Annotated in this window: 20 protein-coding genes; 10 read left to right on the forward strand and 10 right to left on the reverse strand. The window is 61.2% G+C overall.

All coding sequences use genetic code 11. The features are described 5' to 3' along the window. Window positions 1–6: 6 nt before the first annotated feature. From DVJ77_RS07840 to DVJ77_RS07855, 4 genes are all read right to left on the reverse strand, one after another. Window positions 7–327, reverse strand: coding sequence for a hypothetical protein (locus DVJ77_RS07840; RefSeq protein WP_114844933.1), 321 nt, complete (start codon window positions 325–327; stop codon window positions 7–9). Between the two features lie 79 nt (window positions 328–406). Continuing rightward, window positions 407–1,090 carry an HAD family hydrolase gene (locus DVJ77_RS07845; RefSeq protein ID WP_114844934.1) on the reverse strand — a complete coding sequence of 228 codons (684 nt, stop codon included), beginning with the start codon at window positions 1,088–1,090 and terminating at the stop codon, window positions 407–409. Between the two features lie 91 nt (window positions 1,091–1,181). Continuing rightward, window positions 1,182–2,201 (reverse strand): glucokinase, encoded by a 1,020-nt coding sequence (gene glk / locus DVJ77_RS07850; protein WP_114844935.1) that lies wholly within the window; start codon window positions 2,199–2,201, stop codon window positions 1,182–1,184. Window positions 2,202–2,266: 65 nt separating this feature from the next. Continuing rightward, window positions 2,267–3,634 (reverse strand): GH1 family beta-glucosidase, encoded by a 1,368-nt coding sequence (locus DVJ77_RS07855; RefSeq protein ID WP_114844936.1) that lies wholly within the window; start codon window positions 3,632–3,634, stop codon window positions 2,267–2,269. A 185-nt stretch (window positions 3,635–3,819) separates the two neighbouring features. Here DVJ77_RS07855 and DVJ77_RS07860 point away from each other — a divergent pair, with 185 nt between their 5' ends. The 7 genes from DVJ77_RS07860 to hemB all read left to right on the forward strand — a co-directional run bounded on the left by DVJ77_RS07860 (window position 3,820) and on the right by hemB (window position 12,625). Further along, window positions 3,820–4,911 carry an ABC transporter ATP-binding protein gene (locus DVJ77_RS07860; RefSeq protein WP_114844937.1) on the forward strand — a complete coding sequence of 364 codons (1,092 nt, stop codon included), beginning with the start codon at window positions 3,820–3,822 and terminating at the stop codon, window positions 4,909–4,911. Window positions 4,912–5,201: 290 nt separating this feature from the next. Then, the gene (locus DVJ77_RS07865) at window positions 5,202–7,517 is read left to right on the forward strand and encodes a TonB-dependent hemoglobin/transferrin/lactoferrin family receptor (RefSeq protein WP_162791410.1); all 2,316 of its coding nucleotides are present in this window, start codon (window positions 5,202–5,204) and stop codon (window positions 7,515–7,517) included. Window positions 7,518–7,532: 15 nt separating this feature from the next. Continuing rightward, window positions 7,533–8,621 (forward strand): hemin-degrading factor, encoded by a 1,089-nt coding sequence (locus DVJ77_RS07870; protein ID WP_225427894.1) that lies wholly within the window; start codon window positions 7,533–7,535, stop codon window positions 8,619–8,621. An 88-nt stretch (window positions 8,622–8,709) separates the two neighbouring features. Next, window positions 8,710–9,534: a heme/hemin ABC transporter substrate-binding protein gene (locus DVJ77_RS07875; protein ID WP_225427919.1), complete on the forward strand. Its 825-nt coding sequence runs from the start codon at window positions 8,710–8,712 to the stop codon at window positions 9,532–9,534. A 5-nt stretch (window positions 9,535–9,539) separates the two neighbouring features. Continuing rightward, window positions 9,540–10,592 carry a FecCD family ABC transporter permease gene (locus DVJ77_RS07880; protein ID WP_114844940.1) on the forward strand — a complete coding sequence of 351 codons (1,053 nt, stop codon included), beginning with the start codon at window positions 9,540–9,542 and terminating at the stop codon, window positions 10,590–10,592. Then, entirely contained in the window at window positions 10,589–11,407 is an 819-nt protein-coding gene (locus DVJ77_RS07885; protein ID WP_114844941.1) for a heme ABC transporter ATP-binding protein, read from the forward strand. Before DVJ77_RS07880 ends, DVJ77_RS07885 begins: the two co-directional genes overlap by 4 nt. A gap of 225 nt (window positions 11,408–11,632) precedes the next feature. After that, the gene (gene hemB, locus DVJ77_RS07890) at window positions 11,633–12,625 is read left to right on the forward strand and encodes a porphobilinogen synthase (RefSeq protein WP_114844942.1); all 993 of its coding nucleotides are present in this window, start codon (window positions 11,633–11,635) and stop codon (window positions 12,623–12,625) included. A 3-nt stretch (window positions 12,626–12,628) separates the two neighbouring features. On the opposite strand, the gene DVJ77_RS07895 is transcribed toward hemB, so the two are convergent. Then, window positions 12,629–13,795 (reverse strand): acyltransferase family protein, encoded by a 1,167-nt coding sequence (locus DVJ77_RS07895; RefSeq protein ID WP_114844943.1) that lies wholly within the window; start codon window positions 13,793–13,795, stop codon window positions 12,629–12,631. Window positions 13,796–14,017: 222 nt separating this feature from the next. Further along, the gene (locus DVJ77_RS07900) at window positions 14,018–14,803 is read right to left on the reverse strand and encodes an enoyl-CoA hydratase-related protein (RefSeq protein ID WP_114844944.1); all 786 of its coding nucleotides are present in this window, start codon (window positions 14,801–14,803) and stop codon (window positions 14,018–14,020) included. A 115-nt stretch (window positions 14,804–14,918) separates the two neighbouring features. Here DVJ77_RS07900 and DVJ77_RS07905 point away from each other — a divergent pair, with 115 nt between their 5' ends. Beyond that, window positions 14,919–15,917 carry a GlxA family transcriptional regulator gene (locus DVJ77_RS07905; RefSeq protein ID WP_114845292.1) on the forward strand — a complete coding sequence of 333 codons (999 nt, stop codon included), beginning with the start codon at window positions 14,919–14,921 and terminating at the stop codon, window positions 15,915–15,917. On the opposite strand, the gene DVJ77_RS07910 is transcribed toward DVJ77_RS07905, so the two are convergent. The 4 genes from DVJ77_RS07910 to DVJ77_RS07925 all read right to left on the reverse strand — a co-directional run bounded on the left by DVJ77_RS07910 (window position 15,853) and on the right by DVJ77_RS07925 (window position 20,428). After that, the gene (locus DVJ77_RS07910) at window positions 15,853–16,647 is read right to left on the reverse strand and encodes an SDR family oxidoreductase (protein ID WP_114844945.1); all 795 of its coding nucleotides are present in this window, start codon (window positions 16,645–16,647) and stop codon (window positions 15,853–15,855) included. The two genes, DVJ77_RS07905 and DVJ77_RS07910, sit on opposite strands and share 65 nt — an antisense overlap. A 73-nt stretch (window positions 16,648–16,720) precedes the next feature. Beyond that, a complete protein-coding gene (locus DVJ77_RS07915) occupies window positions 16,721–17,161 on the reverse strand; it encodes a thioesterase family protein (RefSeq protein WP_114844946.1) in 441 nt (146 codons plus the stop codon). Further along, on the reverse strand, window positions 17,158–19,260 hold the full coding sequence (locus DVJ77_RS07920; protein ID WP_114844947.1) for an acetate--CoA ligase family protein: 2,103 nt from the start codon (window positions 19,258–19,260) through the stop codon (window positions 17,158–17,160). The genes DVJ77_RS07915 and DVJ77_RS07920 overlap by 4 nt, the downstream gene beginning before the upstream one ends. A gap of 1 nt (window position 19,261) precedes the next feature. Next, on the reverse strand, window positions 19,262–20,428 hold the full coding sequence (locus DVJ77_RS07925; protein ID WP_114844948.1) for an acyl-CoA dehydrogenase family protein: 1,167 nt from the start codon (window positions 20,426–20,428) through the stop codon (window positions 19,262–19,264). A gap of 436 nt (window positions 20,429–20,864) precedes the next feature. Between DVJ77_RS07925 and DVJ77_RS07930 the strand changes: the two genes are divergently transcribed. Both DVJ77_RS07930 and DVJ77_RS07935 read left to right on the forward strand, forming a co-directional pair. Continuing rightward, on the forward strand, window positions 20,865–22,493 hold the full coding sequence (locus tag DVJ77_RS07930; RefSeq protein ID WP_114844949.1) for a BCCT family transporter: 1,629 nt from the start codon (window positions 20,865–20,867) through the stop codon (window positions 22,491–22,493). A 3-nt stretch (window positions 22,494–22,496) separates the two neighbouring features. After that, a complete protein-coding gene (locus DVJ77_RS07935; protein ID WP_114844950.1) occupies window positions 22,497–23,363 on the forward strand; it encodes a TorF family putative porin in 867 nt (288 codons plus the stop codon). Window positions 23,364–23,367: the final 4 nt, after the last annotated feature.

Raw genomic sequence — 23,367 nt, forward strand, 5'->3', positions numbered from 1 at the left:
ATGTAGTTAGCGTTCGGCCGTGGCACGCGTGCGCAGTAGAGCATCCACCGCTTGCTGCCACTCTGGCGAACCCGGTTTCGACTGCGGTGCTTCTTGGTCGAGCTTGTGCTGCACAGCTTGATTCCATTCGTCGGAGCCAGGATCCGGGCCATGGCCGCTGTCATCGCTGATGCCGAGGGTTTGATCGACCCAGGCATACCACTGGGCCGAGCCAAGCGTGACATGGGCGGGGCTGGGTTGCGCAGCCTGCTGCGTGGGTGCGGGTGCAGAAGGCGAACAGGCTGCGAGTAGCAGGGTAAGTGAGAGGCTGCTGGCGAGTCGGCGCATAAGGCGGCTCCGAACGAGAGACTGCCGAGCCTAACCGCTGGAACTGGCGCGGGGATGAATCGCGCCTGACATCCGGGCATCAACTGCGCGCAACGACTTCGTCGATATGCCACAACAAATCGGCGGGATCTTCATACACCCGAAACGCGCCCGAGCGTTCGAGTTCTTCCTGGCCGTAGCCGCCCGAAAGCAAGCCGATGCCGAGTGAGCGCGCGCGTTGCGCCGCAAGCATGTCCCAGATGCTGTCGCCGATAACCAATGCTTTATGGATATCGCAGTCGAGTCGATGGGCCGCGGTGATAAACAGATCGGGGTCGGGCTTGGCGTGGCGCACTTGATCGCGGGTTACCACGGGTACCTTCGATGGATCGACGCCAAGCGCTTCGAGATTGTGCGCGGCCGTTTGCATGCGGCCACTGGTGGCGATCGCCCAGGGAATTTTCTGCTCGGTGAGAAAGGCCAGCAGTTCGCGCGCGCCGGGCAGTGGCCGCACTGAGCCTTGACTGGCTTGACGGTTGTAGGCCTCGGCATGCCACTGACGCAGGCGCGCCAGTCGCTCTTCGGTGATTTCCAGGCCGGTCTCGCGCAACAAGATGTTGGCGAACAGTCCGCCGCTCATGCCGATCTTGCGATGAATGCGCCACACCGATAACTCGACGCCCTCCTTGTCCAGCGCCTCCTTCCAGGCAAGCACGTGCTGGTAGACGCTATCGACCAGGGTGCCGTCGAGATCGAACAGAAACGCGGTATCGCTGCGGGACATGAGGGGAATCTCCAATGCCAGCGTTGGACGGTTTAGCAGTATCGCGGCAGTCGTATGATCTACCGCTGATTATTCATCACTTCAATGGATATCACTTCAACGGAAAGGACTTGTCCGATTCCATCATCGCCAGCGCGGCGGCGCCGACCAGGCCTGGTTCGGGGTTCATGATCGCCTGGGTGGGGATGTGTTCCATGGTGTCGCGGAAGCGGCCTTTCGCCTCAAAGCGTTCGCGGAAATGCCCGCGGCGTTCCAGCCATGGCAGCAGGATCGGGATCAGGCCACCGGTGAGGTAGACGCCATCCCACGCACCGAGTGTAAGTACCAGGTCGCCGGCGACGCTGCCGAAGATGCCGGCAAAGGTTTCCACCGTGCGAATGCAAATCGCATCGCTGCCGTTCTCGGCACGCTGGGTGATGTCTTCGGGTTGCAGTGCTTCGGGGGTTTGCCCGGCGATATTGCAGACCGCATCGTAGAGGTTCACCAGGCCCTGACCGCAGATCAGGCGCTCGTTGGAAACGCGGCCGAAGCGGTGGTTGAGATAGTTGAGTATCTCGATGTCCTCCGGGTTGTGCGCGGCGAAGCCGGCGTGGCCGCCTTCGCTCTGCAGCACACTGGCTTTGCCTTGGCGCATCAACAGGCCGCCGACACCCAGGCCGGTGCCGGGCCCGACGATAGCGAAGGTCTGCTCTTCGCGGGCACTGATGACCGGTATCGGCAGGCTGCCGACCGACACGAGATCTCCCGGCTGCAGCAGGGTCACCGCCATGCTTTGCGCGGCAAAGTCGTTAGCCAGATGCACCGAGTCCATGCCCAGTTCGGCTTGCAGTTTGTGCGCGGCGATGGACCAGGGATTGTTAGTGATCTTTACCGTTTCGCCATCGCTGATGCGGCCGGCGGCGGCGATCACCGCGCGCTTGGCGGTCAGACCCGTATCGGTGAAATATTGGCGGATCGCCTCGGCCAACGAGGTGAAATCCTTCACCCGATAACGCCGCACGCTGCCTTCAAGCAGCGGTGCGGTACGGTCGGGGTGGGTCAGGGCGAAGCGGACATTGGTGCCACCGAGATCGGCGAGCAGGGTCGGGGCGGCACTAGCGGAAAAGCTCATGAACAATCCTGGCAACGGGTCACGCAAGCCTGGTCACGCAAGCCTGCCATGGGCGGACATGATGCCTATGCGGATAGGCCGTCATCGTCCAGCGCCGTGCCGTTGCTTTCGATCACCTTGGCGTAAAGTTTCGCCGTCGCTTTGGGCGTGCGCTTCTGCGTGGCAAAGTCCACATGGTACAGGCCAAAGCGCTTGGAGAAACCTAGGGACCACTCCAAATTATCCATCAGCGACCAGGCGTAATAACCCTTGAGGTTCACCCCGGCGTCGATCGCCCGGTGCAGTGCCCGCAAATGCTTGCGCAGATAGTCGGTGCGCAGCGGATCGTCCAGTACGCCGCCCTCGGCCACCGGTGCGTCGTAGAAGGCCGAACCGTTCTCGGTGATGTATAGCGGAATGTCGCCGTAGCGGCTCTTGAACCAGGTGAGGGTGTCGGTCAGCCCTTGCTCGAAGACCTCCCAGCCGGTCTCCGTGTAGGTCTTGTTTGGCTGGCGCACCGGCGAGGCTTTGAGCGGGTATTGCAGCGGATCGTTTTTCACCACCGCGCGGGTGTAGTAGTTGATGCCGACAAAATCGACTTTTTGCTTGGTCAGATTGAAGTCGTCGTCGGGAAAATCCGGCCACGCGTCGCCGAAGATTTCCTTCAACTCCGGCGGATAACTACCCAGCAGCGCCGGGTCGGCGAACTGCTCATTCATATAGGCATGAGCACGGCGGGTGGCGGCCAGATCTTCCGGGCTATCGGAGTGCGGATATTTCGGCTCGATATTGAACACCACGCCGATCTCATGCTTGCCGAAGGTGCGATACGCCAGGATGCCGGCGCCACTGGCGCGCATCAGGTTATGCGCGGCGATCGGCGCTTCGTATTTGCTGCGATGTCCCGGCGCCAGCGCGCCATGCAGGTAGCCGCCATCGGTAACAACCCAGGGCTCGTTGAGCGTGGACCAGTGCTGCACGCGGCCATCCAGCGCCTTGTACATCACGCTGGCGTAATCGGCGAACCAGTTGGCGACGTCGCGGTTGAGCCAGCCGCCGCGATCATCCAGCGCCGCCGGCAGATCCCAATGAAACAGGGTGACGTTAGGTGCGATGCCGTTTTCCAGCAGCTCGTCGACCAGTCGCGAATAGAAGTCCAGGCCCTTTTGATTGATCCGGCCGGTGCCTTCGGGCAGCACGCGTGCCCAGTTGATGCTTAAGCGATAGCCCTGCAGCCCCAGCGCCTTCATCAACTGCACGTCGTCTTTGTAGCGGCGATAGTGGTCGCAGGCGATATCGCCGGTGTCACCGTTAATCATCATGCCGGGGGTATGGGCGAAGCGTTGCCAGATGCTCGGGCCGGCGCCATCGGCCAGCGGCGAGCCCTCGATTTGATAAGCCGAGGTGGCGGCACCCCAGAGAAAACCTTCAGGAAAACGGTAGCTACGGCTCATCGACTGGGTTCCCGTGCCGCATTGCGGCTTGATGTAAACGATTACATTGCGAGAATATCCGAATGTTCCCTACTTGTGCAGCCGGTTTCGTACAAGCATGGATCATGCGCGTGGGCCGTCAGGCTGGCGATCGCTATCCCCAACACTATGGCTGAGCCCAGGGCCAGGCCGCAGGAGATGCATGCATGGCCAGTGTCCGCCTCGACAAGCTGCGCAAGGTCTACCCGAATGGACATGTCGGCGTGGCCGAGGCCAGTTTCGAGATCGCCGATGGCGAGCTGCTGGTGCTGGTCGGGCCCTCCGGCTGCGGCAAGACCACTTTGCTGCGGATGATCGCCGGGCTGGAGTCGATCAGCAGCGGCAGCCTGAGCATTGACGGTCGCGTGGTCAACGACGTCGCACCCAAGGATCGCGACATCGCCATGGTGTTTCAGAACTACGCCTTGTATCCGCATATGACGGTGGCGGAAAACCTCGGCTTCGGTCTGCGCCTGCGCGGCCAGCCCAAGGCCGAGATCGAACGCCGCGTACGCGAGGCCGCGCAGACCCTGGAGCTGGAGCAGCGCCTGGATTCCCGCCCCGCGGCACTGTCTGGCGGCCAGCGCCAGCGGGTTGCGTTAGGCCGCGCGCTGGTGCGCGATCCCAAGGTTTTTTTGCTTGATGAGCCGTTGTCGAATCTCGATGCCAAGCTGCGCCTGTCGATGCGGGTGGAGATTGCACGGCTACATCGCCAGCTCAAGGCCACCATGATTTACGTCACCCACGACCAGATCGAGGCGATGACGCTGGGGCAACGTATCGTCGTGCTCAATGGCGGTGTCATCCAGCAAATCGATACGCCGATGAATCTCTACGACAGGCCGGCGAATCTGTTTGTCGCCGGCTTTCTCGGTAGCCCGGCGATGAATCTGCTGCGCGGCACATTGCAGATCGATAACGGTTTTCGGCTGGTTGCCGCGCAAGGCGAGCTGTCGCTCGGTGAGCCCCTACAGGCAAAGGCGCTGCAAGCCTGGCATGGCCGCGAGATCGTGCTCGGTCTGCGCCCGGAAGATATGCAGCCACGCGCCCATGCCGACGATGCGCTGCTGAGCGCGCAGCTCGAAGTACTCGAACCCGTCGGCAATGAGATTTTCCTCAACCTGCGTTACGGCGACCTCGCCCTTGTTTCGCGCATACCGCCGCGAGTTCTGCCGACACCGGGGAGCATCATGCATTTCGGTTTCGATCCCGAGCGGCTGCATTTTTTCGATGCGGAGCGGGGGCTGCGCATTCAATAACGGGCTGGACTGAAACGGGCTGGACTGAAACAGGTTGGGCTGACGCGCGCACTAAGAGATCAACGAATCGTCGCCAGGGAGATGAGGCGGGGAGGCGGCTTGCGCAGAAATTTACAAATGAGATACATTCTCATTTATCGATGTGAGCCACTGCTGCCTTGCGCAAGTCTTCGCTGGCGCAGAACGTTCGCACCTAGTTCTAGATAACCGGCCGCCAGCCGCAGGCGTTTCTTCCCGCCTCCTTCGCCAGCCAGCCGCTTGAAACCTCAAGCATGGCGAAGGAATACATGATGTCGATTCTGCGATTTACGCCGTTGGCCGCGGTGATTTCCGTGGCCTTGGCGGCACCCGTATGGGCCAATGATGACGCGGCGCCTGGCGTGGACAACACCACCGAACTGCCCCGAGTGAAAGTCACCGCGCTCAGTTCCGCGATCAAGATAGATGTGCCGGGCACCGTCTCGGTGATCGATCGCCAGCAGATGGATCGTCGCCTGGTACTCAATATTCGCGACCTGGTGAATTACGAGCCGGGTGTGTCGGCCATCGGCACCGCCGGCCGTTGGGGGTTGGATAGTTTCAGCATTCGCGGCCTGGACGGTAATCGCGTAAGCATCCAGACCGATGGCGTGACCGCGGCCAATTCGTTTGGCTTCTCCACCACCGGCATGCGTGCCGGGCGCAACTATGTGGATCTGGACACCATCAAGAGCGTGGAGATTGTGCGCGGCCCGGCCTCGGCGTTGGATAGCTCCGATGCGCTGGGCGGCACGGTGCGATATGTCACTAAGGACCCGGCCGATTATCTGCGCGACAGCCGCAACTATGTCTCGCTGAAAGAGCAATACGGCAGCGCAGATCGTGGCCTCACCACCAGCCTGACTGTGGCTGGCGGTGACCGCGCCAACGGCATCATGATCGTCGCCACGCATCGCCAGTCGCACGAGCTGGCTAACCAGGGCGATATTCGCAGCACCGATTACACCCGCACGCGCCCCGATCCACTCGACGCACGCACCGACAGCGTGCTGGCTAAGTACGTGCACACCGCCACCTCCGGTCGCGAAGATCGGTTCACCGCAGACATCTTCAATAATCGCGTGAACACGAAGGTGTACAGCGCGCTCAATCCGAAAGCTCCGCAGGTGCAATTGTTGGACGATCACGCGGAAGACACCTCCAAACGCATGCGCGTTTCTTTCGAGCAACGCTATAGCAAGATCGACAGTGCTTTGGCCGACCGACTGGATTGGAACGTCTACTGGCAAAAAACCGAGACTGAATCCGACACCCGCACGCTGGCTTCCGTGCCGCTGCGTGGCAAGGTGTATGACCGTTTGTATCTCAGCTCGCTCAGCGAGCGGCTATTCGGCGGCAAACTCACGCTGCGCAAAGATGCCGCCATCGGCGCAGCCGAGCATCGCTTCGCTTACGGTGTCGAAGTCTCGCGCACCACACCGACGGGACAGTTAGGCGGCACGGGCACTGACATAGCCACCGGCATCACCTCCAGCAAGACGCCGTATATGCCGGAGAATTATCCGCTGAGCTTCTTCCCCAAAAACAACACAGACCGCTATGCGGTGTTTGTGCAAGATGAAATCGGCTTGCTGGATGATCGCTTGAAGATCGTGCCGGGCATGCGTTTCGATCGCTATTCGTTCAAGCCCGATAGCGGCGACCGCTATTTCGCCGGCAGCTTCGTGCAAGGCGGCTTGAATCAAGTCACCCACAATCGCTTCTCGCCCAAGCTGGGCATCGACTACGCGGCCACCGACAGCGTCAATGTGTATGCCAATTACGCGCAGGGCTTCCGCCCGCCGCTGTATAGCGAGCTGGCGGTGGCCTGGGGTACACCGCGGCTATACGGCATCGTGCCCAATCCGCAACTGAAACCGGAAACCAGCAAGGGCTTGGAGCTTGGTGTGCGTGGCCGTGGTGATTTCGGTTACTACTCGGCCAGTGTCTACTACAACCGCTATCGCGATTTCATCTTTGGCGGTTACGCATTGCGACCCGAGCAATGGCCGCAATGGGCGCGCGATCAAAACCTGCTGATCGTGATGCAGTCGGTAAATTTCCCCAAGGCCACGGTAAAAGGCATTGAAGCCTCCGCTGGATTGGAGTTGGGGGCTCTTACCGAAAGCCTGCACGGCTGGCGGCTGCAGGGCAGCCTCAGTACCGAGCGTGGCGACAAGACGGTTTACGGCAGTGGCGTCAGTACGCCACTCAATAGCGTGGATCCGGGCACTGCCGTGCTCGGCATCGCCTACGACACCGAGCGGTGGGGCGCGGAGTTGATCGGCAAGGGCGTGCGCCGCAAAAACCGCCTGGATGCCCCCGAGCTATTTCGCGCGCCGGGCTACGCCACGCTGGATATGTATGCGCACTGGAAGCCGCTATCGATGCTGGAGCTATCGGCTGGCATCAGCAACATCACCGATCGCCGCTACTGGGACTGGGGCGGTTTGCACGGTGGCGTACTCGCCAACGTCGGCAGCATGAATGGCAGCGGCATCGACGACGCGCAAATGCGCTCGGCTCAAATCGACCGCTTAAGCATGCCCGGCCGCAGCTTCAATTTTTCGGCGCGCTTTACTTTCTGATACGGAGAAATCTTCATGTTTAATGAAACCGAGCGCTTGAACGAGCCAGGCATGCCCATTCCACATTTGCTGGCGGCGTGGCGACAACTGCGTGAAAGCGAACCCAATCTGCGCGCACGCGATCTGGCCGAGCGCCTTGGGGTGAGCGAAGGCGAGCTGGTCGCCAGCCGTTGCGGCGATGGCGTCACGCGCTTGCAAGCACCATGGCCTGAGCTGATTCATGCCTTACCCGAGTTGGGCCGAGTCATGGTGCTGACGCGTAACGACAGTTGCGTGCACGAAAAGAAAGGCACCTTCGCCCATATCGAGATCGGCGGCGCGATGGGTGTGGTCTTGGACGAAGCCATCGACTTGCGTCTGTTTCTGACGCATTGGAAACATGGCTTCGCCGTGCGCGAAACATCGCGTGGCCGCATGTTGCAAAGCATGCAGTTCTTCGACGGCGATGGCCGCGCGGTGCACAAAATCTACCTCACCGACGATAGCAACCGCGATGCGTGGCGCAGCTTGACCAGCCGTTTCGCCGCCGGTGTGCAATCGCCCTTGCTGGAATTGCGTACCGTGGCCGAGCCATTGCCGCATATGTTGTGCGATGAAGCCGTCGATATCGAATCGCTACGCGCCGGCTGGCGCGCCATGCGTGATCCGCACGATTTTTTCGCGCTGCTGAAGAAGCGACAAGTCACACGCGTGCAAGCTTTGCATCTGGTCGGCAGCGAATTCGCCAGGCAGGTGCGCAACGATGCGATTCATCTCGCCTTGGAGTCCGCTGCCGCGAGCGGTTTGCCGATCATGGTATTCGTCGGCTCGCCCGGCGTGGTGCAGATCCATACCGGTCCCGTGCATAACATCAAGCCGATGGGGCCGTGGCTGAACGTACTCGATGAAGATTTCAATCTGCATCTGCGCGTGGATCACATTGTCGAAAGCTGGGTAGTGCGTAAGCCAACACCGGAAGGCCCGGTGACTTCGTTGGAGCTGTACGACGCGCGCGGCGGGCAGATCGTGCAGTTGTTCGGCAAGCGCAAGCCGGGAATTCCCGAGCTTGAAGCATGGCGTGCACTGGCTGAGAGCCTGCCGCCGATGGAGACGACTCATGGCTAAGCGAGATTTTCTCCTCCCCCTGCTAGCAGGGGGAGGCCGGGAGGGGGTTCTTCGACGGCGATGGGGGTTGGCGTTAGCAAGCATCGTGATGTTGCTACTCCCCGCACTCGCTTTCGCCAATACGCCAGCTCCCCCACAACGCATCGTTGCCCTCGGCGGCGACATCACCGAAACGATTTACGCGCTGGATGCCGCCGCATCGCTGGTCGGCGTGGACAGCACCAGTCAATGGCCGGTCGCGGCACGCAAGCTGCCGGACGTAGGTTATGTACGCCAGCTCAGTGCCGAGGGCGTGCTGGCACTGCGGCCGCAACTGATCGTGGCGACTCACGATGCCGGTCCGCCATCGGTCATTACGCAACTGCGCAGTGCCGGTGTACGGATGGAAATATTGCCGGTGTCGCATACCCCGGCTGACGTCGTAAGCAAAGTACGCGACATCGGCCGCTTGCTCGGACGTGCCGCGCAGGCTGATGTGCTCGCAGCGAAAATCGAGCAGCAGTACGCCGCCCTGGCAGTCAGCGCCAAGACGATGGCGAAACATCCGCGGGTACTGTTCTTGATGTCTACCGGCGTGGGCAGCCCGATGGCTGCTGGGCGCGATACCGCCGCCGAGCACGCGATCGCGCTGGCCGGCGGTCACAACGTGGTGGATGGCTACAGCGGCTATAAGCCCATTTCCGCCGAAGCCCTGGTGGGCCTGGCGCCGGAGGTCATCGTGCTGATGTGCGAGCGGAGTGAGCAAGTGGGCGGTGTCGACGGCGTGCTGAAACTGCCGGGGGTATTGCAGACCCCCGCAGGCAAGGCGAAGCAAGTGATCTTTGTCGATGGTCAGGCGTTGCTCGGCTTTGGTCCACGCAGCGCTGAGCAGGCTCAGGCACTGCAGCGAACATTGGCGGGGCTGGCACCGTGAATAGCATGGCCTTGCCTCGCAGCCGTGCGCGGCCAGGGAAGCCGCTGGCATTCGGTGGCCTGGCTGTATTGCTGGCGGCAGTAGCGTTATGGAGCTTGAGCTGCGGCGCCATGAACATTCCGCTAAGCGAGGTACTTGGCGCGCTGGGCCGCTGGCTAAGCGGTAGTGAACTGAGCGGCGATGACCACGTGGTTTTAATGCTGCGCCTGCCACGGGTGTTGCTGGCGATGCTGGTGGGAGCGGCGCTGGCATGCTCGGGTGCCGCGATGCAGGGCTTGTTCCGTAATCCACTGGCCGATCCCGGATTGATCGGTGTATCCGCCGGCGCGGCGCTGGGCGCAGTGACCATGATTGTGCTTGGCGGCGCGTTTACTGGCGTCATGTCCGAACTGGCGGGCTCATTCGGTATCGCTGGCGCTGCCTTTGCCGGTGGTCTGGCGGCCACCGCCCTGGTTTATATGCTGGGACGGCGACGGCCTGGCATCGGCGCCCTGTTGCTTGCCGGCGTGGCGATCAGTGCGATAGCGATGGCGGGTGTCGGACTGCTTACGTTTCTCGCCAGCGAAAACCAGTTGCGCGATCTGACGTTCTGGTCGCTGGGTAGTCTCGGCGGGGCCAGTTGGCAACGGCTGGCGGTGATTTCACTGCCCATGTTGCTGGCCTTGCTGTTGCTGCCGCGTTCGGCGGCTGCGTTGAATGCTCTGTTGCTGGGTGAGCAAGAGGCGTGCTTGCTCGGCTTTCGCCCGGAGCGGCTAAAGCCGTTGCTGGTCACTCTGGTCGCGTTATCGGTCAGCGCTGCCGTGGCGACCACCGGTGTGATCGGTTTTGTCGGCCTGGTCGTGCCGCACTTGCTGCGCATGCTGTGGGGATCGGATCACCGTATGTTGCTACCCGGCTCGATTCTTGGCGGCGCGGTATTGCTCACCGCAGCCGACACATTCTCGCGAACCGTCGTGGCGCCGGCCGAGCTACCGATTGGAGTGCTTACGGCCTTGCTTGGCGGGCCGTTCTTTTTATGGCTGTTGCTGCGGGCCCGCATCGGCGAGGTGCAATCATGAATGTGGCGCTCGACTGGCGCGTACAAAACCAGCCGACGGGATTACTGATTGCCGACGATGTGCATCTAAGCCGTGGCGGCCGGCGTGTGCTGCAAGAAGTCAGCCTCACCGCGCGGCCTGGGCGATTACTCGTCTTGGTTGGTCCCAACGGCGCCGGCAAAAGCAGTTTGCTCGGCGTGCTCGCCGGTTTACTCGCCCCATCGCTGGGCCGTGCCAGCTTGGATGATCTGCCGTTATCGCAATGGTCATTGCCGGCCTTGGCGCGTCGCCGCGCGATGCTGTCGCAACACGTGCAGCTTGGCTTTGCGTTTCGCGTGGACGAAGTGGTGATGCTGGGCCGCAGCCCGCATGCCACGGGAGGTGCGAGCGCTAAAGACGGTTCGGTGGTCGACGCCGCATTGCGTGCCGCACAGGCCTGGCATCTGCGCGAGCGCAACTATCTGGAGCTCTCCGGCGGCGAGCGCCAGCGCGTGCAATTGGCGCGCGTGCTGGCGCAAGTGTGGGAGCGTAGCGATGGCCCCGCCTGGCTGCTGCTCGATGAACCCGAGGCTGGGCTGGATATCGCGCATCAGCATTTCGTGCTGCAACAGGCACGCAAGATGGCGCAACAGGGTTATGGCGTGATCGCCGTGCTGCATGATTTGAACCTGGCTGCGCGCTATGCCGATGAGGTGGCCCTGCTGGCGCAGGGACGATTGTTGCGTCATGGCAGTCCCAGTCACGCGCTGGACCCGCAGGTATTGTCGGCGGTATACGGCCTGCCGTTGCGCCGCGTGCCGCTGGACGACGGTGGCTGGATGCTGGGTCCGGTTTGATGCAAGCGCGATAGAAGGATGGGCTGTTTCTGCGGACTGTTGTCGCCAGAGCGAACCCCCTCCCAGCCCCCCTGCAAGCAGGGGGAGGAGCAAACGCTTCCCTTCCCTGCCTGTAGGGGAGGGGTGCCGGCCCCGGTTCGCCTGGCCGCGACAAAGTGCCCAACCTGTCAGCAGGGGCTCGGCACAGCGTTAAACTGCGCCGATACCGATCCAAGAGAATCCGCCATGAGCTTCCCCGCCGTCCGTATGCGCCGTATGCGCCGCGATGCTTTCTCCCGCGCGTTGATGCGTGAGCACACCCTGCTGGCAAGTGACCTCATCATGGTCGCCTTCGTGATCGAGGGTGCCGGCCAACGGCAGCCGGTACCGTCAATGCCGGGAGTGGATCGGGTCTCGATCGACGAGTTGCTGAAGCTTGCCGGCGAATGTGTGCGGCTGGGTATTCCGGCGCTGGCGTTGTTCCCATCGCCCGACGCGTCGGTGAAGACGGAGGACGCCCGCGAGGCATGGAACCCACAGGGGCTGATGCAGCGTGCGACTCGTGAGCTGAAGGCGAAGTACCCCGAGCTGGGCCTGATCGGCGACGTCGCGCTCGACCCTTACACCACGCACGGCCAGGACGGTTTAATCGACGAACACGGCTATGTGGTGAACGAGCCGACTGTCGAGGCGCTGATTAAAATGTCGCTGGCCCAAGCCGAAGCCGGCATGGATTTCGTCGCGCCGTCGGACATGATGGACGGACGCATCGGCGCGATTCGCGATGCATTGGAAGAAGCCGGTTATATCCACACGCGCATCCTCGCTTATTCGGCCAAGTACGCCTCGGCGTTCTACGGACCGTTTCGCGATGCGGTGGGCTCGGCGGCGAATCTCGGCAAGGGCAACAAGCACACTTATCAGATGGATATCGGCAATAGCGACGAGGCGTTGCGTGAAATCGAGCTGGATATCAGCGAGGGCGCCGATGCGGTCATGGTGAAGCCGGGCCTGCCCTATCTGGACATCGTGCGGCGCGTGAAAGACAGCTTCGGCGTGCCGACCTTCGTTTATCAGGTCAGCGGCGAATACGCGATGATTAAGGCCGCTGCGCAAAACGGCTGGCTGGACGAGCGCGGGGTGGTGCTGGAGTCGCTTACCGCGATGAAGCGCGCCGGCGCGGACGCCATCCTCACCTATTTCGCGATCGACGCGGCGCGTTGGCTGCGCGGGGAGTAGCGGCTACTCCGTCTCCCCTGCTGGAGAGAGGCGCGAGCCAAGAGGGCTTGGTTCGCGTGGACGTTTAGCCTTGCTTGCGCCAAGCCGCTCACGCAGCCGCAGAAACGGTCGCTCTACGCCGTAATACAGCAAGGCTCCGCCAAGTATCGTGGCGATGGCATACGTGGCGAAGGCCAGTGCGCCGTGTCCCTCAAACGATGCGCCAAATGCGCTTTCGACCAGATGGAATACGGCCTTGTGGCTCAGATACAAGCTATAGGAGACAAGCGCGATCCAGCTTGCTCCCGGCACGCGTATCTTGCCGAGCAGGCCACTTGCACTGGTTGCCGCTGCGACGAGCAGGGCCAGGCCGGCCGAGAGCAAGGGGTAGCCGATAACACAGGGCCAGAAACCCGTGCGGTCCTGAAAAAGCCAGATGGCCGCGCCCACTACCGTCAATCCGGCCAGCATCAGCCCGTTAGCGCTTGTTTGCAGCCGCGTCCAAATCGACGGCCGATAAGCCTTGATGGTCGCCAGCAGCACGCCCGCCAACAGGCCGTCCAGACGAGCGTAAGTAGGGTAGTAGATACCTTCGATAAAACGCAGGCCAAAACGGCCATCGTCCAGCTCGCGTACCGGCGCCATCTCATACAGCCAGACATAGCCGCGGATAGCCATGCCCGCAACGACCAGGCCCGCGCAAACGGCGATGAACTTGGTCGCCGACGGACGCCGCGTCAGCCACCAGGCCAGCCATGGAAACAACACATAGAAATGTTCTTCGACGCACAGCGACCACAGGTGCGAGAACGCTTTGTTATGTTGGTAGTCGATCAGAAAGTTGAGCGTGAACGTGAGGAACTGCCATAGCGGCTGGATGCCCGGCGCCTCGCGAAAGGCCGGCCAGGCGAAATACAAGGCCAACATCACCCATAAGACCGGCAGTACCCGAAAGGCCCGGCGCAGATAGAAGTCCGTAAAAGACAAGGGCTCGCCACGGCTGAGCGGCATGAGCAACTGCGAGCCGATCAGGTAACCGCTGAGCACGAAGAACAGATCGACGCCCATCCAGCCGTAATGCTCCAGCATGGCAAAGCGTTCGCCGAGTCCGCCGACGATATACGAATGAAACAGCATGACCCATACGATGGCGATGGCGCGCAATAAGTCGAGCCCAGGCAAGCGGCGCATCGTGTTCCTTGAATTGGGATCGACAGAGATGGGATGAACCCATCGGCGGCGTGAGCGATGCCGCCGAGCTGGCCGGACTATAGCGGGAAGCAGTGAGAGAATTTATGGCTTATATCGGCCGCTGCGATGACCCGTGCCTGACTTGCGCTTAGCCGCGCCGGCCTCAAGTGTCGGTTTTGTTCGCCAAGGCTGTGCGCGGGGTATCGGGCGAGCTCTATTCGATCAGCGGCCGCGCCATTGTGGTTTGCGTTTCTCGGCAAAGGCACGGATGCCCTCGGCCGCGTCTTGCGAAGCGAGCATGCTGCGGTAGCGAGGCAAGGTACCGCCGCGCATCAGGCGGTAGCCGTCTTCTGCAGGCAGATGCGCGGTGTGCTGCAGGGTCTCTTTAATGGAAGCGACCGCCATCGGTGCGCCCTCGGCGATACGGTGGGCGAGATCCAACGCGGTGCGCAGTAGCTGCGCCGGTGGGACGACGGTATTGACCAGCCCCCATTGGGCGGCTTCGGTACTGCTCATACGGCGGCCGGTCAGTAGCATGTCGACAGCAATCGCGCGCGGCAGCCGCTGTGGCAGCCGCAGCACGCCACCGGCATCGGGAATGATCCCCAGCCCCACCTCGGGCAAGGCGAATTGCGCATGTTCGGCGGCGACGATCAGGTCGGCGGCCAGGGCGAGTTCGAAGCCACCACCGAAAGCCAGGCCGTTGACGGCGGCGATCACCGGCTTGTGCAGGGCGAAGAACTCGGTCAGTCCGGCGAACCCGCCGGGGCCATGATCGGCATCCACGGCCTCGCCGGCCGCTGCGGCCTTGAGATCCCAGCCGGCGCTGAAAAATTTCTCGCCATGGCCGGTAATGATCGCCACCCGCAATGCGGCGTTTTCCTGCAAATGCGCGAATGCTTCATATAGCTCGCAACTGGTGCGGGCATCAATGGCATTGGCTTTGGGGCGGTTTAATTCGATCAGCAGAATATGACCTTCGATGGTTGTACGTACGGCAGTACTCATAGGATTGGGTTCCGGTGGAATCAGATTTTTCTCATGGTGCATAGAGGGCGTTTCGTGGCACATAGAGTCATGTCCATGCATCGCCTGCATGCGGTGCTCAAACAAGGGAGTGTTGGTGGCCGAACTTTTCCAATTCGTGATGCTTCCAGGGTTTTCGATGATCGGGCTGATGGCGACATTGGAGCCGCTGCGTGTCGCCAATCGCTTTGCCGGTGAGGTCTATCGCTGGCGTTTTCTTTCTGCGGACGGGGCGGCTGTGCGTGCCAGCAATGGCTTGTCCTTGCCGGCGGACTGCGCCATCGACGCAGCGCCGAGCGAGGGCTGCATCATCGTGGTTGCTGGTTTCGAGCCATTGCGGCACTACACGCCGGCCCTGGCCAATTGGCTGCGCCATGCCGATCGCCATGGCGCGACCCTTGGCGCCATCGATACAGGTTGTTTCTGCCTCGCCGAAGCGGGTTTGCTCCGACAGGTGAGAGTGACCTTGCACTGGGAGGCCATGTCGGCCTTCGAAGAGCGATACCCGGATGTCAGCGTAAGCGGGGCATTGTTCGAGATCGGTCGCCGGCGTCTCACCTCGGCAGGCGGTACGACGTCGATTGACATGATGCTGCAGGTTATCGGTGAGCGGCATGGTGCGGGGTTGGCGACAGCGGTATCGGAGCAGTTTGTGCGCGAACGTATCCGCGATCATGGCGATCACCAGCGTATGCAGGTCTCGGCGCGCTACGAGGTGCACAACAAGAAGCTGGTGCAAGCCATCGGCATCATGGAAGACAACCTCGAAGTGCCGCTCGGCGCGGAGACCTTGGCGGCGCGCGTGGCGGTCACGTGTCGCCAATTGCAGCGCTTGTTTCGCGAGCATATGCGGATCACCCCAGGGGAGTTCTACATGCGCATGCGTCTGCAACGCGCGCGTCAATTGCTGAGGCACACCGACATGAACGTGCTGGAGGTTGGCATGACCTGCGGCTTTTCGTCTTCATCGCACTTTTCGCGTGCGTATCGCGTGCAATTTGGCGTATGCCCACGCAGCGACCGCTCAGGTTTCACGGCGCCGCGTGCTGCGGGGTCGCACCAGTCAGGTGTTCGCCGCCATCCAGCGCCAGGGTGACGCCGGTGATGTAGCTCGCTGCGGGCGAGGCCAAATAGGCAACGGCTTGCGCCACTTCCTCGGGTTCGGCCATGCGCGGTAAGGGCAGGGCGGCAACATCCGCGCGCAGTTGTGCATCGTCGTATTGCGATAACGCGTCGGTGCGCACGATGCCAGGCGCGACCGCGTTCACGGTCAAGCCGAGTGGCGCCCACTCCCAGGCGAGGGTCTTGGTCAGATTGACTACGCCGGCGCGTGCGGCCGCCGCGTGCGCCATACCGGGTATGCCACTATCCAGGGCAAGCACGATGTTGACGATGCGGCCGCCATGTTCGCGGCGTTGCGCGGAGCGGGCAAAAGCGCCGCACATCAGCCATGTACCCGTAAGGTTCAGGTCGACCACCGCGCGGAAGCCATTGGGTGAAATATCCAGCGCAGGCGCAGCGAATTGCCCACCGGCATTGTTGATTAGTACATCCGGCTGCAACGCATCGGCATCGAGCTGCTCGAATAGTGCTTCAACCTCGCCCTCGTTACGGATATTGATGTCGTACGCGAATGCTTCGATGCCGCGTTCGGTGAGCGTGCCGGTGGCTTGATCCAGCCGGGCGCGGTTGCGGGCGGTCAGCACCACGCGTGCGCCAAGTTCGCCGAACAGGCTGGCGATGGCAAAGCCGATGCCGCTGCCGCCGCCGCTGATAAGCACCGTTCGCCCGGAGAAAAGCTGCGGTCGAAATATCGAGGTGGGCATGACAGTGGGTCCGAAGTGAGTGAGTTCGTAGTGAAGGGCGGCGGATGGTTTTCGTACCGTGGCGCAGCAGCCGTCAGAGCGATGCGGTGTGGGCTTTGTCTTCCGCGCACAGTTGCTGCAACTGCTGCAGAATCTGCGGCGGAAAGGCGGCGGACTTGGGTATGCGCACGTCCACGTGAAGAAAGATGAAATCAACCGTCGCAATCAAGTTTTCGCCCAGGTACATCTGATGCCGAAGGCGCAAGCGCTTTGGCGCGACATCCAGTACGTGGTAATGCACCTGCAAGGTGTCGCCGACTCGCGCCTCCTTGATGTAGTGCACATGCGCCTCGACGGTGTATGTCGAATAGTCGCGTGAACTCTTGCGGTAAGCATGACCAAGACCTACATGCTCGAAGAACGCATCCGTGGCATGCCCGAATGCCACCATGTAGTAGCCGTCGCTGAAATGATTGTTGTAGTCGCACCAGGCCTGCGGAACGATGAAGGTGTAGGGCAAACGTTGCGGTTTCATGGGTTGGATGTTTCCACCTGCATGCGGATCAACGCGTCTGCCATGACTACGCCGCGCCCTTCGGGCATGACGAACAGTGGGTTGATATCCAGTTCGAGCAAGCAATCTGCAAACTGTTGAGCGAAGCTGGCGACGGTTAGTACGGCATCCACCACGGCTTGGATGTCGCCCTTGGGGCCACCACGATAGCCATCCAATAAAGGGAAGCAACGCAATGCGCGCAATGCGCTTTCCACTTTGTCCGCATCGGTGGGTAGAAGCAGTGGCCGACTGTCATCGAAAAGATTGACCAGCACGCCACCCGCGCCGACGATCAGCACCGGCCCGAATACCGGATCACGGCTAACGCCGACGATAAGCTCGGCTACCGCACCCCGGATCATCGGCTCAATCAGTAAGCGTGGCGTATAGCCAAGCTGCCGGCTACCCGCGAACGCGATATCGCGCAGTGCCTGCTCCGCGGCCTCTTGCGTTTGCAGGTTCACTTGCACCAGGCCACATTCGGTCTTATGGCTGAACTGCCGGTCTACTGCCTTGACGACTACGGGGTAGGACAAGTCAGGTAATGCGGTCAACGCCTCGTGCAATTCGTATAGCGCACCACCCGGCGACGGTATGCCGGCATCGTGCAGATATTGTTTGCTTTCCCATTCGTCCAGCACGATGGGTGTCCCTTCACTTAGCGAGGGTGCGGAGACGGGTTCGGCGCGAATGCTTCGAGCGAGGTAAGTGGCGGAGACAGCGCGAATGGCGGTATCTAATCCTTGTAATGGTGCGATGCCTGCGGCGCAGAGCCGCTCGCGCACGTTCACCGGCAAGCCCTCGGGGAAATTCGACGCCACCATCATGGGTATATCCGTCTTGCGGCGCACATCGATCATCGCGTCGACGGCGGCATCCCAGGCCGAGCTATCGCTACCGTCTTGCCGTGGGTAATCGAGCACGAGCATCACCGCATCGAAAGTACGCTTGCGCATGAATGTAGAAATGCAATGTTCGAGGGCGAGGCGGTCGCCCCAAAGCCCGATGTTGTAGTCGAGTGGATTGCCGACGCTGGCATGCGCCGGTAGCAGCAACTTCAATTCGGCTGCGATGGACTCCGGTAGATGCGGCAAGGTGACTTGGGTGGCATGCGCGAAATCGGCCGCGAGCGCGGAGTCGCCACCGGAGCAGGTCAGCACGCCCAGTGCCCGTCCGTGAATGGGGCTGGCGATGGTCATGCATTTGAGTATTTCCAGTAACTCGGGCTGCGAGTCGGCGCGCGCAATGCCCAGGCGCTCGAACAATGCGTCATACAGGCGGTCCGCGCCGGCGAGCGAGCTTGTATGACTCAAGGTCACCTGGGCACCCAGGGCAGAGCGTCCGGCCTTGAGCGCGACAATAGGGATGCCGTTGGCTTGCGCGCGGGCAATGGCGCGGCAGAAAGCGCTGATGTCCTTGATCCCTTCGATATACAGGCCGATCGCGCTGACGCGTGGGTCGTCGGCAAGTACATCGATGTAGTCCTCGATGCCAAGCATGGCTTGGTTGCCTACGCTGATCGCGTAGGCCAGGGGCAGCGAGCGCGGTGGCATGGTCAGGTTAAGCGTAATGTTGCCGCTTTGACTGATAAGCGCCGCGCCGTGTTCGACGCGATGCCCTCCGTGGCGGTCCGGCCACAGGCTTACGCCGTTCAAGTAGTTGATGAAGCCGTAGCAGTTAGGCCCGATCAAGGCCATGTCGGCGGCCGCATCGACCAGTTCGGCTTGAAGTTGCGGATGGCCGGCCTCGGCGAAGCCGGCCGCATAGCAGACACAACCGGCGGTGCCGCGTGCGGCCAGGGCGCGGACTATCGCTACGCACTGTGTGCTGCGCACGGCGACAAAGGCGGCATCGGGGACATGTTCAAGCGCTTCAACCGAGGGATAACACGGCAGCCCTGCGATTTCCGCCCTGTTTGGATTGACGACGGAAATCGTCCCGACGAAGCCAAGCTCACGGCATATTTTGATGGCCGGTATCAGCGTGTCGCCACCGATGAAGGCGATGTGCCGCGCCCAGAGCATGCGCCGAAGATGTTGCCGACGGGTTTGCTGCGCCGTGGAATCGTGAGTCAGCATCTCACCATTCCGTGAAGGTGCCGGTGCCGCGTTTCTTGATCTGGCCGCCGACAATGATGCGCTGAATTTCTGAAGTGCCTTCCCAGATGCGGTCCACGCGGGTATCGCGCCATAGGCGTTCCACCGCCTGTTCGCGCATATAGCCGCGGCCACCAAGGATTTGCACGCCGCGGTCGCAGACGCGGCCGACCATTTCCGAGCAATACAATTTCAGCGCCGCGGCGCGGCCATGGTTGCGTTTGCGGTCGCTCTCCTGGCTGATGTCCCAGCTCAGGCGGTACAGCATGCTTTTGGCGGCCATGATTTCCACCGCCATGTCAGCCAGCATGAATTCAATGGCTTGAAAGTCGCGGATGGATTTGCCGAACTGCGTGCGTTGTGCGGCAAACGCATTGGCTTCTTCAAGGACGCGGGTGGCGCCGCCGACGCAGCGTGCGGCGATGCCGAGCCGGGCCTCGACAAACCAGTCTTTGGTGAGTTCAAAACCATCGCCGATGCGGCCGAGCAACTTGTCTTCGCCGACCTCCACTTGATCGAAAATGAATTCCGGGTGTTTGTAGGCGAAATGATGCGTGTACTTCGGGGTGCGCTTGACGACGACCCCAGGCAGGTTTTTATCGACGAAGAAGACCGCCGCACGATCTGCGTCGCCATCAACATGTGCGTGCACCAGAATGTAGTCGGCGACATCGCCTACCGTCACGAACCATTTCTCGCCGCTGATGCGAAAGCCGTTACCGGTACGGTCGGCTCGGGTAACGCATTGGCGAGGGTCGGAGCCGGCATCGGCTTCGGTGATGGCGTAGGCATCGCGGCGAGTGCCCAGGCAGGTGGGAATCAGGTACTCGTGTTTTTGTGCTTGGCTGGCGAATCGCAAGGGATAGGCTGGGCGAAATACGGTGTCCCAGATCGCGCCGGTGATGCGGCCGAGCTGTTCGTCCACCAGCATTTGTTCAAAGATGCTCATGCCTTGGCCGCCGTCTTCGCGAGCCTGGTTGATTGCGTTGAATTCCCAGCTCAGTACTTGCTGGTTGATCGCCGCCAGACTCGCCGCCGACAAACCATCGTTGTCTTCGCATTCCATCTCATAAGGCATCAGCACTTCGTCGGCGAACCGTCTTGCCTTTGCTTGCAGGGCGAGATGTTCTCGGGAAAGAGCGAAATCCATGCGGGTTCTCCGGTGCTGAGTGCCGATCCGCGAGTGCGGCGATCGACGAATAGGTATTGCATTATTCGGCAGCCGCGTCATCGCGGTACGCACCAGGGGCGACGCAAAGTGTCATGAATGCGACAGGTTGAACATGCGGCGTTACCGCGAGGTAGCGAGCGAGCACGACGGTATGGACGCATATCCTTCTGAAGCATGTCGGTACGCGCATGGCAGGCGAGATAGGTCCGTTTCCGCGCGCTTTGTGTCGCATATCGTCAAGTTATCGCCGTGGCTACCTGCGTTAATGCCTGACAACGCAAGTGCGCCATGGGCGTATGCGATGTATCCGTCACGAGGTGGCCAGCATGATGCTCGACCTGAAACGTTTCTTTCCCGCTCACTATCATTCAATGGCAAAGGTTGACCTTTGCGAGCCGGCTAGCGAGGGCCGGCAATGAGCAACGACAGTTTGCTTGCCGCATCCAGCCGCGACCACCGTACTTCAGGCATCTACTATGCGTTGCTCGTGCCAGCGATGCTAATTGTGCTCGTCGCCTGCATTCCGCTTGCGCTGTACCCAGAGGACGGCAAGCGCATCGTCGATAGCGTATTGGCCTGGATCACTCAGCGATTCGGCTGGCTTTTTCTGTGGACCGGCCTGGGCAGTCTTCCATTGATGGCCTGGTTCGCGTTTGGCCCGTTGGGCCGCATCAAGTTCGGCAGCGCCGACGAGGCGCCCGAGTTCGGAAATTTGTCGTGGTTCGCGATGCTGTTCTGCGGCGGTATCGGCATCTCCATCGTCAACTGGGCGTTTGTCGAGCCGCTTTATATCTATATGAGCCCGCCGCTTGGCATGGATGCCAAGACACCGACGGCGATGGAGTGGGCTGCCATGTATCCGATGCAGCATTGGGGGCTGGTACCGTGGGCACTGTATCTGCTGCCGTCGCTACCGATCGGTTATCTGCTGTACGTGCGTCGTGGTAAATCCATGCGCTTCGGCGAAATTTGTACCGGCGTGCTGCCGGCGCGCCACCGCGGCTGGTTGGGGCGCGTGATCGATATCGTGGTGATTCTTTCGATCGTCGGTGGCGTGGGGACTTCGCTGGGCTTGTCAGTGCCGCTAGTGTCCAGCTTGATCGCACATCAACTTGGCGCCGGCGACGGCATAGTGCTGCAGGGCACCGTGTTGACGATATGGCTGTGCTTGATCGGTTACAGCGTCTACAGCGGGCTCAATAAGGGCATCCGCTATTTGTCCAATATCAACGCCGTGCTGGCCATCGCCATGCTGTTGCTGGTGTTGCTGGTGGGCCCGTTCACGTTTCTGATGAATCTGGCATCGAACAGCATGGGTTTGCTGGCCGATAATTTTTTCCGCATCAATTTATGGACCGATCCACTGGGAGATGGGAGCTTCCCGCGCAACTGGACGATCTTCTACTGGGCCTGGTGGATCGCTTACTGCCCGATGATGGGTTTGTTTGTCGCGCGTATTTCGCGTGGCCGCACGATCCGTCAAGTTGTCGTGCATGGCACGGCCTGGGGCAGTCTCGGCTGCATAGTGTTTTTTGCCATCTGGGGTGGCTACGCGCTTTATCTGGAAGCCAATGGTATTGCGCCGGTGACTGCCACCCTGGACAAGGAGGGCATTTCGGCCACGGTGATCCTGGTGTTGAGTACGTTGCCGATGCCCAAGCTGGTATTGCTGCTGTTTACAGTGCTGTGCTTTGTATTTCTGGCGACCACCGTGGATTCCGCTTCCTACACGTTGGCATCGCTCGCCACACGAGAGATCGACGGCTATCAACAACCCTCGCGCGGACATCGCGTGCTTTGGGTTGCTCTGCTTGGCGTGGTCGGGGTGGGGCTGCTGTCGGTGGGCGGACTCAAGGCTGCGCAAATTTCCACGGTCATCGTCGCTGTGCCGATGATTCCCGTCTTGATTTGTCTCGCGTTGGCCCTGGTGCGCTGGGCGCGTGAGGATTTCGGCAGCCGGATTTCAGCAACCTCGTTGAGTCTGCCCACTTCGGTGCGAGAGGCATCGCAGGGCAAATTTCCAAAACCGCAAGAGGAGACATAGCCCATGTCAGGGACACACCGCCTCAAAGCAAGTAGACATTTCTTGGGTTGCGCATTACTCGCCATATTCGGCGATGTGGCGGCACAGGATCACGGTATCGACGAAGACGGGCCAGTGGAGCGCCACAGAACATCTCCGGCCGAGTCGGATAAGCGCTGGGGCGGCACGTTGTCCCTGGCCAGCCAATACGTTGCCGGCGGTTTTCATATGAGCTGGGGTCAGCCGGCTCTGCAGGGCGGTATCGATTATTCGCATCCTTCCGGCTGGTATGCCGGCCTATGGGCCAGCACGGTAAGCCCTTATGCGATTGAAGGCGCCGGCAGCGAATGGGACGTGCAGCTCGGCTATGCCCGCACGCTGGGCGATTTTCGCCTGGGCGGATCGATCCAGTACTACATGTATCCGGGAGCCAGCATGGCTTATGCCGGCGGTGCAAGTTACGACTATGGCGACATTACCGCCACGGCGAGCTATCGATGGTTGACCGTACGCTATCTGTGGACATACACGCGCGACTATTTCGGATACAACAGCGTGGTCATGGGGCGTGGAGTGAATCGGCATAGCCGCGGGTCGAGCCTGGCGGACATCGGCGCCACGGTGGACATCGGCAGTGATTATGCCCTCGCGGCACGCGTTGGCTATCGCTACGTGCGCGGCTTCCAGCGCAATAATCTGTTCAATGCCAAAGTCGAAGTCACGCGCAGGTTCGGGGAGAACTGGCAATTGCGCGGTACCTATATGAAGGCATGGAGCAAACATGGTGTGCTGACTAACTACACGACCGGCGTGCCCGATTCATCCGGGCGTATTCACTATCGCAACAGCATCGCCGGTACGTTTTTCGTCACGCTGACGCGCACGTTCTGAATCG

The sequence above is a fragment of the Dyella tabacisoli genome, assembly GCF_003350925.1.
Lineage (GTDB): Bacteria > Pseudomonadota > Gammaproteobacteria > Xanthomonadales > Rhodanobacteraceae > Dyella_C > Dyella_C tabacisoli.